The organism is Granulicatella balaenopterae (assembly GCF_900111135.1).
Lineage (GTDB): Bacteria > Bacillota > Bacilli > Lactobacillales > Aerococcaceae > Granulicatella > Granulicatella balaenopterae.
On sequence record NZ_FOGF01000006.1, the window covers coordinates 13,892 to 28,222 of the forward strand.

At 35.7% G+C, this 14,331-nt stretch carries 22 protein-coding genes and 1 tRNA gene; all 23 read right to left on the reverse strand.

Going from position 1 to position 14,331, the window contains the following annotated elements; all coding sequences use genetic code 11:
• Positions 1-121: 121 nt before the first annotated feature.
• The gene (locus BMX09_RS02215) at positions 122-523 is read right to left on the reverse strand and encodes a phage tail assembly chaperone (RefSeq protein ID WP_089746072.1); all 402 of its coding nucleotides are present in this window, start codon (positions 521-523) and stop codon (positions 122-124) included.
• Between the two features lie 60 nt (positions 524-583).
• On the reverse strand, positions 584-1,045 hold the full coding sequence (locus BMX09_RS02220) for a phage tail tube protein (protein ID WP_089746073.1): 462 nt from the start codon (positions 1,043-1,045) through the stop codon (positions 584-586).
• An 18-nt stretch (positions 1,046-1,063) separates the two neighbouring features.
• Entirely contained in the window at positions 1,064-2,350 is a 1,287-nt protein-coding gene (locus BMX09_RS02225; protein WP_089746074.1) for a phage tail sheath subtilisin-like domain-containing protein, read from the reverse strand.
• A complete protein-coding gene (locus BMX09_RS10020) occupies positions 2,351-2,512 on the reverse strand; it encodes a hypothetical protein (RefSeq protein ID WP_177159498.1) in 162 nt (53 codons plus the stop codon).
• Positions 2,499-2,918, reverse strand: coding sequence for a phage tail terminator family protein (locus tag BMX09_RS02230; protein WP_089746075.1), 420 nt, complete (start codon positions 2,916-2,918; stop codon positions 2,499-2,501). The genes BMX09_RS10020 and BMX09_RS02230 overlap by 14 nt, the downstream gene beginning before the upstream one ends.
• Positions 2,911-3,216: an HK97 gp10 family phage protein gene (locus tag BMX09_RS10375; protein ID WP_089746076.1), complete on the reverse strand. Its 306-nt coding sequence runs from the start codon at positions 3,214-3,216 to the stop codon at positions 2,911-2,913. Before BMX09_RS10375 ends, BMX09_RS02230 begins: the two co-directional genes overlap by 8 nt.
• An 85-nt stretch (positions 3,217-3,301) precedes the next feature.
• Complete coding sequence (locus tag BMX09_RS02240) at positions 3,302-3,670, reverse strand: hypothetical protein (protein ID WP_177159499.1); 369 nt, start codon at positions 3,668-3,670, stop codon at positions 3,302-3,304.
• Positions 3,664-4,020: a head-tail connector protein gene (locus BMX09_RS02245; RefSeq protein ID WP_089746077.1), complete on the reverse strand. Its 357-nt coding sequence runs from the start codon at positions 4,018-4,020 to the stop codon at positions 3,664-3,666. Before BMX09_RS02245 ends, BMX09_RS02240 begins: the two co-directional genes overlap by 7 nt.
• Complete coding sequence (locus BMX09_RS02250) at positions 3,989-4,273, reverse strand: hypothetical protein (RefSeq protein ID WP_089746078.1); 285 nt, start codon at positions 4,271-4,273, stop codon at positions 3,989-3,991. The genes BMX09_RS02245 and BMX09_RS02250 overlap by 32 nt, the downstream gene beginning before the upstream one ends.
• A gap of 12 nt (positions 4,274-4,285) precedes the next feature.
• Positions 4,286-5,209 (reverse strand): capsid protein, encoded by a 924-nt coding sequence (locus tag BMX09_RS02255; protein ID WP_089746079.1) that lies wholly within the window; start codon positions 5,207-5,209, stop codon positions 4,286-4,288.
• A 28-nt stretch (positions 5,210-5,237) separates the two neighbouring features.
• On the reverse strand, positions 5,238-5,819 hold the full coding sequence (locus BMX09_RS02260; protein WP_089746080.1) for a phage scaffolding protein: 582 nt from the start codon (positions 5,817-5,819) through the stop codon (positions 5,238-5,240).
• 121 nt (positions 5,820-5,940) lie between these two features.
• Positions 5,941-6,186, reverse strand: coding sequence for a crAss001_48 related protein (locus tag BMX09_RS02265; RefSeq protein ID WP_089746081.1), 246 nt, complete (start codon positions 6,184-6,186; stop codon positions 5,941-5,943).
• Between the two features lie 61 nt (positions 6,187-6,247).
• On the reverse strand, positions 6,248-6,472 hold the full coding sequence (locus tag BMX09_RS02270) for a hypothetical protein (RefSeq protein ID WP_089746082.1): 225 nt from the start codon (positions 6,470-6,472) through the stop codon (positions 6,248-6,250).
• A gap of 14 nt (positions 6,473-6,486) precedes the next feature.
• On the reverse strand, positions 6,487-8,472 hold the full coding sequence (locus tag BMX09_RS02275) for a minor capsid protein (protein ID WP_089746083.1): 1,986 nt from the start codon (positions 8,470-8,472) through the stop codon (positions 6,487-6,489).
• Positions 8,465-9,874 carry a phage portal protein gene (locus BMX09_RS02280; RefSeq protein ID WP_089746084.1) on the reverse strand — a complete coding sequence of 470 codons (1,410 nt, stop codon included), beginning with the start codon at positions 9,872-9,874 and terminating at the stop codon, positions 8,465-8,467. Before BMX09_RS02280 ends, BMX09_RS02275 begins: the two co-directional genes overlap by 8 nt.
• A 21-nt stretch (positions 9,875-9,895) precedes the next feature.
• Positions 9,896-11,155 carry a PBSX family phage terminase large subunit gene (locus BMX09_RS02285; protein ID WP_177159504.1) on the reverse strand — a complete coding sequence of 420 codons (1,260 nt, stop codon included), beginning with the start codon at positions 11,153-11,155 and terminating at the stop codon, positions 9,896-9,898.
• Positions 11,145-11,615, reverse strand: a complete 471-nt coding sequence (locus BMX09_RS02290; protein WP_143054365.1) for a terminase small subunit — start codon at positions 11,613-11,615, stop codon at positions 11,145-11,147. The genes BMX09_RS02285 and BMX09_RS02290 overlap by 11 nt, the downstream gene beginning before the upstream one ends.
• Positions 11,616-11,691: 76 nt before the next feature.
• Positions 11,692-11,764: transfer RNA gene (locus BMX09_RS02295), tRNA-Ile, on the reverse strand.
• 733 nt (positions 11,765-12,497) lie between these two features.
• Positions 12,498-12,884 (reverse strand): hypothetical protein, encoded by a 387-nt coding sequence (locus BMX09_RS02300; protein WP_089746086.1) that lies wholly within the window; start codon positions 12,882-12,884, stop codon positions 12,498-12,500.
• On the reverse strand, positions 12,871-13,446 hold the full coding sequence (locus BMX09_RS02305) for a hypothetical protein (RefSeq protein ID WP_089746087.1): 576 nt from the start codon (positions 13,444-13,446) through the stop codon (positions 12,871-12,873). Before BMX09_RS02305 ends, BMX09_RS02300 begins: the two co-directional genes overlap by 14 nt.
• A 97-nt stretch (positions 13,447-13,543) precedes the next feature.
• Positions 13,544-13,702: a hypothetical protein gene (locus BMX09_RS10025; protein WP_177159500.1), complete on the reverse strand. Its 159-nt coding sequence runs from the start codon at positions 13,700-13,702 to the stop codon at positions 13,544-13,546.
• Positions 13,689-13,838: a hypothetical protein gene (locus BMX09_RS10030; protein WP_177159501.1), complete on the reverse strand. Its 150-nt coding sequence runs from the start codon at positions 13,836-13,838 to the stop codon at positions 13,689-13,691. The genes BMX09_RS10025 and BMX09_RS10030 overlap by 14 nt, the downstream gene beginning before the upstream one ends.
• Entirely contained in the window at positions 13,835-14,305 is a 471-nt protein-coding gene (locus BMX09_RS02310) for a hypothetical protein (protein ID WP_089746088.1), read from the reverse strand. Before BMX09_RS02310 ends, BMX09_RS10030 begins: the two co-directional genes overlap by 4 nt.
• Between the last annotated feature and the right edge of the window lie 26 nt (positions 14,306-14,331).

Here is a 14,331-nt window from a genome sequence, read left to right on the forward strand (position 1 = left end):
ACATGAATAGATGCAATAATAAATGCTTTTTCTTGTGTGTCTAACGCTAACCATTCATGTGGTAAAATTTTTAATTTCTGCAAAGCAAAATGCATCAAGCTTGCTTCAGCATCTTGCTCTATTAGTTTTTTGCTTCATCAATTTCCTGGTTAATATCTTCAATACCTGCAATTTTACTTACTTCTTTTAGGATTTGAGCTGCTTCATACCAATCAAACATTTTCCCAAACAATTCACTAGCACCCATACAACCCCAATCTTTTTGTAATTCTGCATCGTTTAGATCTGGCACTACCAATGATCGCACGCACATTTCACGGTTAATGACTGCTTCATTTACAATTTGTACTTGTTTGCCATTTTTACCAACTTTATGTGTAGTGGCAATTGCATTAATTTTCTCAAGCTCGTCACTTGTTAGCACTTTAATTTCAAATTCTGCATCACCAAAATTAGGTAATTTAAATTTTTTATTTTCTTGATTCTTTTTCTTAGATTTAAAAAAGTTTTTGATATTTGACATGTGATGTCCTCCTATTTTTTAAAAAATAAAGCGCATAGAATTCTATGCGCAATACTATTATTAATCTTCAATTACTTTAAAACTTGATAATTTTTCCACTGATTGGAAAGTAAAGTCTGTTTCTTCAGTCAATACCTCATTGCTTTCAGCATCGATATTTGAAAGCATCATCTTTTTAAAGATGCAATTTTTATATAACATCACTTGACGTCCTGCACGTGATGTCTTATCTTCGTTGATTGCTCTAATGTCAATACGTGGATATTTCCCTGTTTTGATATAGTCGATTGCAATATCTTTGAATTCGGGGCGGTGGAAATACATTTTCACTTTTCCTGTTCCTGCCCCTCCTACAATTTTTTCACCAACCATGCGACTGCCCATAGTGGCTACTTTTGCTGTTTCAAATTCTAGGAAAGCATTCAAGCTGATTAATTCAGCCATTTCATATTGCTTACCATCAATTGTGAAATATACATTACCTTCTTTAGCTGATAATGCATCGAATTGATTCATTGTCATTTACTCATTACCTCCTTTTTATTTGCAAACTATCGTAATATAAGCTTTTTCCATAGCGTCGTGTAATGTTACTGGAATAACCACAACAATGCTGTCTGTATCCATTCCAATGTCGCATGTTAACTCTTCAGCTACATACGATAATGCATTTTTAGCTGCTAATGGATCTAATACTGTAGTGATAACTTTTTCGATAAAGCTTTCACGTCCGTCATCGTTGTTGATAACTTTACCAATAAAATAATTTTCAAATACGTTATGCACATTGTCATTAATAATGTCTTGAATTCTAATTAGTTTATTTTTTCGGAAAGAACGATTTTTCTTTTCTGTGAATGTAACTAATGTATTTACATCTGTTTCAGTAACTACTTTACCGTGTTTAAATGTATACACAATTTGACCTTTTTCAATTAATTCAATTGTTTCTGCATTTGTTTTACGTTCGCAATCTACTGCGCCTGGATATACTGCGTATGTGTTAGAGTCAACACCAGCACCAGCATATTGCCCCGCTGTGAAATAAACTACATCTGATGCTGTTAATACTTCGCCATTGGCTAATGTGACACCATTTGCAACTGATACAATGCCTTCATGGTCTGCAGCATAATTGGCTGTAACGCCAATTACTGAGCGGCCGTTATTGCGCCATTCTGTAATGTATGCATGCATTAATTTATGCAATGAGCTATCTTCAATCGCTAACGCAATTGTTTTAAAATCTTGCATTTCTAAGCCAATCAAAAAGCCTTCATAATCTTTATTAGCAATCTCTACATCTGCGCCACCTGTTAATGTAACAGTCGCATCTTGACTTGGATATGCTGTAATTTTCACATAATCATTTGTGTAAATTTCTTCAGCTGAAATATTTTCAACTGCATCTACCGTCACGCCTTTGAACGTTGTTACAATATCAAAATTTTCATCAAGGTTTTTAGTAAAAATAACATTGATCATATTACCTGCTGAACCTTTTTTGACTGCTTCAACCGTCGCACCACTATCACTAGTAGTTGCTGCTGTGCCTTTTTTAAATAAAGCATCATATACTAATACTTGTGATGTTCCTTTTAATGCTTCACGGACTGCGACTAATTCATTTAAATCTTTACCATATAAAGCATTAAAATCTGTTTTGTGATTTACTAATGTATATTGCTTTTCAGCTCCATCCCATGTGCCACCAATAAGCACGGCTGTGACGTTTGAACCGTCAACTGGTGGAATGCCTAAGCTGTTTGATTCAAAATTGACATACGCTCCAGGTCGCACCTTATTTTGATTGTTCCATTGTGTCATTTACTTGTTCACTCCTTTTGTTCTCCATTTTTCAATGAGTTTAGTTGCTGCTTCTAATGTGTATAATTTTTCATCATTCAATAGAATTTCCATCAACTTTTTATCTTCTTTTTTTGCTGCTTTGATAATTGCAACTTTTGATACTCCTTTAATCTTCGTCAAAATTCGTATCCTCCTTCATGTGTTTCATTTTCACACCATCAACGCTCCAACGCCCTAATATTTCCACGCTAAATGTGGCCACTAGCATGTTATCAAGTCGGTCTAATTCAAGCTCATTCACGTGGTAGCTATCTCCTAAATATCTAAATGCTTGTGATAGTAGAATATCTTCTACCCCCTCAAATTCGGCTTGTACGGTGTCTGTGTTATCTGTCATGTATTGCATATGTACAAAATACAATTGACTATCGTTGCGGTTGGCTAGTCTTGTGCGCTTCATCAGCTTTTTACCAACCATAAAACACGGCAAATTTAAGCCTTGCTGCGTTGGTTCGTCATATACTGCAATATCATTAAAATTTGCTTTTAACTGTTTGATCAAAAGCGTAATAATGTCATTACTCATCTAGCACCTTCCTCAACTTTCTTTCAATGTTAGCTGCAACATTTGGCATTAATTTTTCAATTTCATCATATGTTGTTTTCATCATGAAACGGCCTTCTACCCATCCTATTTTTTTGCCGTTGCGCATAATTCTATGGCCGTTTTCAACGTATTCAGCATATTCCATCGGATTCCACACCAGGATAATATACTCATCAGCACGTGCCTTGAAAACTCGGTACTTCCAATTTTTCTGTAAATCTCCTGTATCGTGAGGTGTGCGCTTAGCTACATCTTTAGCAAATTTCTTTGCAACAATATTTGCAGCTTTTCAATATTCCTGGTCAATAATTCCACTAGTAAGCTTATCCAATTTATCTGCATACTCTTCTAACTCGTTAAAATCAAAGCCACTCATCACGATTCACCCCCACTTCAATGTGTGTCACATACTTCATTGGTTCTTCAGTAGTTACATATTTCACACCGTTTACAATCAACCTTGACCCACCTGTGATAGGCGCATCAGCTGGTGCAAACAGCTTGTGTGTCATATGTAGTCTGTTCGCTGCATTCTGTTCCATAGTGGTGTTAGTTAACTGCATCACTGATAGTCTGCATGGTACGTCCTTGGCGCTTACGATTTTACGCTTTGCATTCGCTCCATTTGGCTTTGTATATTCCTCAAAGGCAAATGCATCACACTTGCTATCAAACGTCCATAAGATAGGGTTTTTAGCCTTTAAAAGCATATTATTAATATTCATTACCATTCCAACTTCCTGAAACGATATAAATCGCTTTTGTAGTCGTCCATAAAGCTAACAACAATAGCATTAGTGCTGTTGCTTTCAAATTGTATTGTGGTATCTCCAACTTTTATGGACTTTGCATCCTCGTTTGCTTGGTCTGTGTAATTGCTTATCATATAATCACCAATCATTTTAGCTATAATGTATTCAAGTTGTTGTGGGATGTCTTCACGATTGCAAAAATTCAAAACGTGCTGAACCATTTCCAAAGCGGTATAGTTCAACACGTTTTCTGAAATTGTTATGTCTAATAGTTCCAAACGTTTAGCAGCTAAATCTTTAATCTTTTTTAGCTGTTCCGTCGGTATCATTTTTAGCAACTTCTTTCACTTGTTTTTTTAAAGCTGTTACTTCTTTTTTTAATGCTGTTACTTCTTTTTTTAATGCTGTATTTTCTTTTTTGATGTTTGCAATTTCAGCTGGTGTATAGACTTTTCCACCTGTTGCAGCCTCTTTCACTTCGCCTGTTACTCCATCGATGACATCATAGCCATCTGATAAATAACCTGCTTTTTCAGCTTCATCAATTCGTAATACTCGATTATCTTTTTTTACAAATAACATTGTTTACCTCCTTTATGCCTCGCCTGGATCAATAGCAAATGCCATACCTTGGTGACGTTGTTTGAATACAATTACATCATCGTAAGATTGTTCATAGTATAAGTAATTTCCACTTGTTTGCGCTTGTGGTTTGTCTAAGCCTACAAATTTGTATTTTTCGGGTGCTGCCATGCAAGGAATATGAATTAATAGCATTTCAATTTGTTTTGCTCCTGGTGCTTCTGTTGCGCCTTCAGTAAAGTCAAACGCTGTCTTCATTAAATTAGATGGAATGGCTGGCTCGATAGTCACTTCATCTAATAAGTCAATGCGGCGGTCAATTGTAGTTCCACCGTTTTGGATATTTACTGAACGTCCCCATGATTTTATATTTTTAATGATACGGGCAACGTGCGGTGTGACAAATAACGTACGGCCTTGATGCGGTACTTGTAATTCATCCATTTTCTCCATTAAATCATCAAAGATTTTTAAGAAATTATCTTCAGTCAATTTCTCTTCTACAATTTGTGCTTTTCCACTGTCTAAGCGCTCTTTTTCTGTATATAACTTAGATAACATATACATATCTTTTTCGGGTGCTTTGCATTGATCATTGAATGCACGTGTAACGTTCGCAATAGTAGTTGTATAGTTTGTTTCGTCAACGTCTGACGGGTCTACTAATGTTGACCAATAACGCTCGTTTTTAAGCTCGTATACTTCCCAATCGTTTGTATAATTCGCTTCAATTCCTGTAATTGTGCGACGTTGGCGGTCTTTACGTCCCGCTGTAATATTTAATGTTGGGACTTTTACTGTCTTAGCTCCTACCCATTTTAATGTGCTATTTGATGGTGAATTCCATAATTTTTGTGTATGTAATACTCCATTTTCTGCATAGCGTTTTTGTAATCCCATTTGATAAGATTCTGCAAAATTAATCGCTTGTGTCATGTTTCTTTTTCCTCTTTTCTGTTTGTTTTTAGTGTTGGATATCAGCCGTGAAGGCATCCATCCATTGTTGCTGTGGTGTTACTTCTTGCCCTGCATTTGTTCCTTTGGGTGTAGCTCCAACAATGTGCGCTTGTGGTGCTGGCTCGGGGCTTGTTGATGCAGGGTCTTCAGCTGGAATGAATAAAAAGCCTTTTGTTTCTTTCAGTGCTTCAACCTGTGCATCTAGTCCATCAATAGTGCCGTCATCGCCTAGCTTTAATGCGCTTCTATCCAACTGGCTAGCTACAATATCCACGTCATGAACTGAACCTTTTAGCGCCATTGCAATAGCATGATTCATGTTAGATTCGTTGTATTTTTCCTGTAGCGTTGTCAATTGTCCTTGTAGTTCTTCATTGTCTTTAGCTGTTTTCTGTAAGTTTTCAATATCTGCATCACGTGTCTTAATCTCTTGCTCAAATTGTTTTGCCTTCATTTGCGCTGCTTCTTTTTCTTTTTCGGCCGTTTCTTTTTCTTCTTTCAGCGCTCCAATTGTTTTGCCGTGTTCTGCCATGATGCTGTCAATCGCTGTTTTGTCTAGTCCCATTTGTTCCAAAAATTCACGTTTCATTTTGTTTTGTTCCTCCTAAAATTCGTATATTTTCCGTGGTAACGTCCACGCAATAGGCCACATTGCAAAATGTGGGCATAAAAAATAGACCTTTTAACGCCATGTCTAGGGCGGTTAGTATTTATAATTTAATATTTTCAAGTTCTGCTCGTACTTCTAACGCATATAAGTATTCACGCATCGCATCTAGTTGCATTTTATGAAATTCTATATCGCAACTTGGTCTAAAATCCAGGTGACCTGCTTCAAATTTAACAACCATTTTATACAATTTGTCATGTCTGATTTTCACCTGCCAATATTCAGCCTTAAAACGTTCTTTATAGTCTGTACTGTTCATCATTTCAACTGTTTGTGATAGTTCCATATGTTCACCTCCTTTTTTGCATAATAAAAAGCAACTACTGCAATAGTAGCTGCTTAGTAAATTAAAAATATATTTTATTCCATAAGTGTGGCGGTGACTGCTCGATTGGTTCATTTGCTTCAATCGCTTGTTTTAACATTTTAATAGTTTCTTTCATATCCTCGCGTCTTTCCTCATCCGTCCCTGAAACTGTTAATGGCAATATAACCCTTTTAAGTGAGTTTGCCCCAAATTTATTCAGATACTCTTTTTTTATTGCTCGATGTTCTTTTTGCAATTTTTCCATTTCTGACCCCTCCTCTATACTTTCGTTAAAAGACCAATTATAAAGTGCATGAATTCTTCATCGTCCGTAATATACCTTGTTTTATAATCTCCGCCACCTTTTATGTATCCACTTTTTTTGAAAAGCCCTTCAATCCCCATTGTAAAAATTTCCGCTGCATCTTCATATGGTTTGCCCATATAAGGTGATAAAAAATCATCTTTTAAACACAACTCATCATCGTCATAGTCATAGCCTGGAAATAAATCTTTCAAGCGCACTAAGTCTTCACCTTGTGCCCTCATTGCAATATATTCTTTTTCTAGTCGCACCAGGTCTGGACAATCCCATTCCATCATATGCCCAACCTCATGAAACGGTGTTGTTTTTCGTGCATATGTGCCTGTGTTACACGCAAATGTGACACAATCTCTGTAATTCTTCACCCTGATATCATATCTGTCACCCGCTGCATTCAGTGCGCCTTCAGATGAGAAAAAACCTCTCCCTGCTTTTGTGCATTTTATTTGCTTGTGGTGTTTGCGTGGAACATCTGCCCATTCCGTCGGGTAATAAGAAAGTGCATCTTCAAACATCGCTTTTACTTTCTTATCTGAATAAGTAGACCAATCTTCTTTGTTAACTTTGCCACCCATAGGCCTGTATTGTTCAAAGATAGCTTTGATTTTTTCGGGTTTTCCTATCACTTCGCTAATTTTATGCTTTTCTTCTATTGACTTTCCTAATTCAATAATATCATTGGGGGTTGCATTTTTCAAAAATTGTCTACGCTCTATTACTGCTGCGCTGTCAACAGGGGTATTTTTTTCTAAGGATGTTAATTCGGCTAAATATTTTTTTAATTCATTTAATCGTTTTTTTATTCGTTTTTCCATTGACCACAAGCTATTCATTTCATTAATCAACTTATCTTCTTCAGCTTCGGTGATGTTCGGGTTATCTCCTAACATTTCAATTTCTTTCAAACGTTTTTTGATTGCTATTGCTTCAAGTTTTGTTTTATCGTATTCTTTTTCAAGTTTTTTCTTGATTACATGCGGGTCTTCTTCCTCAGGCTCTTCAAATAGTTTTTCTTCTTCCTCGGTCAAACTTGGAATGATTGAGCTGCGACAATGTACATGGAATGGTGGTGCGGTATTTCCTGGTTCAAACTTATCAATATCATATACCTTACCATCTTCATGCTTGCATTTTTCTGATGTTTTATTATCACGTACCGCCATAATTTCATATTGTTTGGCATCTACTGCTTTCATTTGGTCCATATTAGCCAAATTAGCAAAGTAAGTTGATTCTGTATAGATTAGCGCCTTAACTCGATATCGTGGCACGTTCGTCACTTCTTCAAGCGCATTTATCATCTTGTTAACGTTATGACCTTGCATAAAGCCATGATTTAAAGTCTTTTCAATCTTTTTCATGTACTCTTTTTCATGGCCCCATACCGCCTGGCTGAACGTCTTACCGCTCCAATTTGCATTGAGCTTTTGCTTAACCACGTCATCATTCAAAATAGGTCGTGCATCCTTACCTGCTAATTGAAAGCCTTTTGCAATGTCAATTGATGCTTTCTTATACACCTTGCCCAAACAATCAGTGACTGATTCTTGTATGCCATCTTTACCACCGTATAATTCAACTGTAAGCCGTTCTATTTCAGCAATAAGCGCATCTTTTCGACTTATCCTATGTCTATAGCTTAGTGCATCAATTAGCTGTGGCGGGGTGTTAGGATCTAATACCAATTCACGATACCTTGCTAATGTGCTATTTTTAAATTCTTTTACTTCGTCATCTGTTAATAGCTTTCTAGCATCAGCCATGGTCATTTTATAATCAGTTGCATATCTACTATAGAATGATTCTATCTCTTTTTTTAAATCATTTTTATAGCGCTGCAAATGCTTATCAATGCCATTCAAATAGTTTTCGTTAATTTTATCAGTGTTATGTTCTTGTTGTTGAATGCGTTTTTTCCAATATTTTTGACTTTTACTCATTCAATTCATCTTCTTCATGGTTATGATCAAAAGCATAATCATCAGCTGTCAACTCTTTTTCTTGCTCTTTTAAACGTGTTTCTACATCATCGTTATACCACGGATGCTGTTCACGTACTGTCTTATCATCTAAAATACCTGCTGATTTACCACAGTTCTCAATAGCTTCACTTTCATTACTGATAATGTTTCTATTGAATTGATATTTGAATGTAACTAGGTTCACATCTACTCCAATAGTTGCAGCGTATGAGCCAACAAACCATAAAAGCTGTTGAATGGCTTTTTGAAATTCATTTTCTAAGTCATTACAGTCCATATCAAGGTCTGTATATCTCCATTTTAAAGCCATGCCACTTGCGTTGCCTAAGTTTTCATCTTGTGTATCAATCGCACGTGCTGCATCGTATAAAGCTTTTCTTGTACGTGCTATTTCGGCTTCAGCGCCTGTTGTATCTGTAGTACCTTGCAACTTATCTACACCACCATCAGCTCTAACTTTAATTGAGCGGTAAAGATTAATATTACGCATGAATTCGTTTAGGTCTTGGCCGTCATAATTCCTTAAGATATAAATAAACTTAGGAATATCTGCCAAAATATCAGCGTTTGTTGATGCCTGTAGCTCCAGGTTATCAATTAGCGCCTTAGTCTGTACAAGTAAACTTGTTTCTTCCTTATTTGCTCTAAAAGGAATTAATGGCACCTTATCCCACACGTATGGTTGCTGGGTGTTATCACCTTCAACTGTGTAATAAAAGTGTGCTAGTGGTGCATTATTGGTCTTAATCAGCTTGTTATCCTTAAATTCAAATTCTTGGATGCCGTCCTCGTCCCAATACTCGACTATGATTTTTGATCGTTTAGCACCTGCTGCATAATACGGTTGAATATACATGCGCATAAACGCATCTAATTCATTATGTCGTTCATCTTTCCAAAATGGAATAATTTGCTCGCTTGGCACTTGAAATAGTCTTAGTCTTCCTTCTTCGTTGTAATAAGGCATAGCATACGCAACACCTTTGATAATTGATTCTCTTCCTAAGTCTTTAAAAACTTGTAATGTGTCTTCGTCGAAAACATCATCAATAAAATCCTGCGCCGTTTCGTTCCCATCCACTGTAATGGTAGGCGCTTTGCTGAATAAGTATCCTGTTTTTTGGTCTACAAATTTCTTGAAAAGTCCCATTGATAGCTTTGTGTTAGTTTTCCAATCAGCATCAACTGGCGCTTTCTTGTTCTGTATTTCAGTTTCATTTAAATAATAATGTTCTGCTGTCTTCATTGCTTGAATTTTGCCACTGTTTACGTGCTCTTTCAACTCAAGCTCCATAATCTGTAATTGTGACATATCTTTGATTAGTAGCCTTTCCACTAATTTATCAAACCAAATGGCCATGTATTGTGATTCCTCCTTATTTTACCAACTTTCAAATCGTGATTGCTCCATGTCCTGTTCTAGTGCATATCGTGTTGCATCTATCAAGTGATTGTTTTTGTCTTCTAGTCTGTTCTTCGGGTTGCCGTCTCTATCTACCTGGTAATCAATGTTTTCAAATTCTGTTGCTGCATGCGGTGTTCGGTGGGGGTCAATAACTATTGCTTCTAAGTCATCCAACCATTTTTCACCATGTTCCACACTTCCTGCACCTTTTTTAGCTGGTTCAACTCTGCAATGGAATTCAGTCCTCAAGTCATCAATTGATTTAGGCTCTGCACTGTCACATGTAGTTAGCAGCGTATGGTAATCTTTTTCATGTAGTTTTTTTGCAAGATTCCTATTAGATAACTTAACTTCATAAATTTCATCAAGCATGTATATAATGCGTTTCTTTTTATCATAATGTAATCTAATAAATGCATTAGGGTCATTCGCATATCCAAAGTCATTGCCTTGACGTATATTATCAAAGTAACTTACTTCTTCATTTGTGATTTTTCTAAACACTAAATTATCGAACGGAACCACACCGCTACCAATTGCCTTGCCTAAGTATTCCCATTCAAAGCGCTTGATATTGCGCTTCTTGGTTTCTTCAGCTTCTTTTATAAATTCTTTAGCAACATACGGGTTATCCAGGTACGTGCTATGATGCACATATGTATTTGCTGCTTGTAATACTGATTCATATTTCTTATTTACCCACGATTGCTTACGCTTAGGTGGGTTATAACTATAAAAGAATTTATAAAAAAGACCATCATCTAAGTCACCACGTAACAGTGAGTTTGTGATAGTAGTCACGTCTTCTTCAGTCTTAAATTCTGCAAGCTCTTCAATCCAACAAAAAGCAAAAGGGAATTTTGCATCTTTTAATGACTTGATACGCTCAGGTTCTTTTGCTCCACGGAAAATGATGTAATTTCCACGTGGCAAATACGTCAATTTCAACGGTGACTTATTCGCATGAAATAGATGTCCAACACCTTGTATCTCAATAGCCCATTTCAATTGCTCGTATACTGATTGTTCTAACGTATTATCAATTTTACGGATACATACTGCATTCGCTGGATAGCGCATAATTAGCTGTATAAGCATTATTGCAATATCTGATGATTTACCCGACCCACGTCCTCCTTTTTCAACAACGTGCAAAATATCGGGCTTATTCGCCATTATCCACGACTTATGAAAGGCTTTAGGCAATAGTTGCTTCATGCTCTTTCTAATCTGCATCATCAATATCATCCTCGGTAATATCATCGGTAATATCATCAATGAAGACAACTTGTGCGACTGATTCAATTTGTTGCTTATCTGTCCAAATGCCATAGCGTTTGCCTAGTAATTCAGCTGCTTTGATGCGGTCTTTTGCTGATATTTCTTTTCTAACTTTCCTTACTGCACTGCGACCGTCACCCGTTCCAACCGTGACAACTACTTCTTCATCAACTTCACCAATCATTGAATTAGTTAAAAAGTTCAATACTTCTTCTTGTGTCGCAATTTGCTTATCCTGGTATTCTTTCATTCTTTCATCAATGTAATTTTTTATGACGGGTTTCGTTAGGTTTTCACTCCCTATATATCTTGCCGTTTTTTCGCTGTATCCTGCCTTTTTAGCTGCATCTGTAGCATTCCCACTGATGATGTACTCATCAGCAAATTTTTGTTGCTTTGGTGTCATTTCAGCCATTTTCCATCACCACCTTTCATGTTTTAAATGCAAAAAAATAAGCACCACGCACGATTGCACGGTACTCTAATATAAATGGACTGTGTAGGGCTCGAACCTACAACAAGGCGGTTATGAGCCACCTGCTCTGCCTATTGAGCTAACAGTCCTAAAATATAAGCACAAACGGATGTAAAGGGTTCTTTATCAACTCCAATAGGCCGCTTGTGCTTCAAGATTATTTCAAATAATTTATGATACTAATATAGATTATTTTATTTTGATTTTTTCAGTTGGTTATCTCCAACAATAATAAAAGTAAAACGATATTTTATTTTTTAAGTGGTTCATTCCACTACAAAGAAATAACGCAATTTTTAAATACGTCATTTTGGAATATTATGCTATTTTTTTGAAAAGGGTATAGCTCCTTTGAAAAGAATTTTAAAATAAATAAATGAGTTATTTTTTCTTTTTTTGACATATTATAGTTTTTGTGTTTTTTATCCAGGTTACAATCCTGCACATGTAAAAAATATTTAATTATGCAATCGTTCATGCATCCCACACAAGCGATTGACCGTTACGTCTAAGCATTGAGCGCTAGCAACTCATTGCTTAATAATACATCTATAGCTGTTAGTAAGTAAATTAGTATTTGACAAGACATATGAATTTTCCAATAAGGTATAATACATTCAGAAGGGATGTAATAATATGATATAAAATTTACAACTATAGATGCATTATCAAGCAAGCAACCTGGTATAGTTGCTGCTTAATTAATAATAAGGATGTTTTACAAAAGATTAACAAAATTTAATCGGTGTCTGTACTTTCATACTTCCACAATATAATTATCTTACTTTTATCATGAAACAACTACCCTTTTCTGTTTCAACTTTACAATTCTTCGCCTAATTTTTCAGCTAGAATTTTACAAGCGTGATCACATATTCTCCAAGCTGTAGCCTTAGAAACGTTATGAATTTTTCCTAACTCTGAATAGCCGTATACATTTTCAAAATAGCGTTGTTTCACTAATTCACGTTGTACGTCATCTAATTCATTCAAAGTATCTTCAACGCATGACATCCAAAAAACACGATTTTTAATATATGTATCATTTTCAAATTTTAACACTTCAACTGCTACTGCTTCGCTGTTTGTTCCTCGTTGTTTGATCCAACTGTTCTCATCTGTTTCACGCCAAAGTAACTCACCTTTTCTTCGTGCTATCTCGCTTTTGTACCTCGGGTAATCTGTGAAACGTTTTTCAGCTATGTTCATTGTTTTCCCCCTGTTCTACCAACCATTGCATGACTGCCTTATAATCTCTATCGATTGGTTTGAATAAGAATTTTAAGATATATTTTTCAGTATAATTTTCTCTAAATTTATTGACTTCATTTTCTGATTCAAAATATCCATAAAAAGAATTGAAATCTGTATCAAAAAGCCAATACGTATTCAATACTTCTACACCGTTTTTAAAATCACGAACAAAAAATACGTTTTCTTTTTCACGGATAAATGGTCTAGTATACTTCTTAATCTCGTTAATCAATTTAATATGTTCAATAGTCCACATCACATGGTATTTGTTATATGCCCCATAGCAATAATTCCAGCGTGCAAAATCAATCGGATAACCATGCCATGTATCTTTCATTACTCCAACTGTGCCACTTGCCACACTCATAAAATAATAATCCTGTCCAACGTTGGGGCGCTCTAATTTTGTTGTTTTTTGTTCTTCTTTTTCTTTTAACTCTCGTTCTATTCTATCAGCATGTTCGCTTAGTTGTTTGATTCGTTTTTTCAATTGTTCTAACTCTTCTAATTCGTTCATTTTTCCCACTCCTATACATTCAAAATATATTCATCTATTGCTTGTGGTTGAAATCCATACCAGGTGCGCCATAAATGATTGTATTTGAATACTTGCACTACTGGGGTGTTATACAACGCAATTGTTCTGATGCTATTTTTTCACAATTTACAAATGCAAAAGGTATATTATTGTCTTGCAACAATTGAATTGTAAAGCGTGTGTTTTCTTCGCCTTTATCTCCCCACACTTGAATAAAAATATTATCGTTTGTCATTTGCTGCATCTCCTTTTGCTTTTTCCTTTTCGATTAATTCTTGCAAAATTTTGATAAGGTCATATTTACCTTCTAATTGAATTGCTAATAGATGCGCTTCATGTTTCGCAATATTCAATCTATCTTCATATGTCATGACCATTCCCTCACTTCTTCAGTACGCAATATTTTTCTTTCAATCGTTTCTAAGATATCTATAAATTCATTCATTTCATCTAAGCCAAAGGATGAATAGCCGCTATCTCTCACCTGTTGCAACATTCTCCAACCTTGCTCACGTCTCACACCACCACGTGTGAGAGTTGCTAGATGCGCTGTTCTGTTTAGATCTAATATGTAATGTATTTCATATCGGTATTTAGTTGGAAAGCGATGAATTGAATTCCACCCCTGGAAATATATTAAGCGTGGATGTATTACTGTTAAATGTTCATTAATGTCTTTTATCGTTTCCCATTCGCTGTTGTTCAATGAAAGCTGCTCTTTTCTCATGTGATAATAATAATTTGACATTGCATGTTCTTTAAGCGCCATATCATATTGCAGCTCATTATCTCTATCTATGCATTTTAACTTTTCAATCATATTATTTACTTTGTTCATCTCATCAGCTCCTTCCTTACCACTCC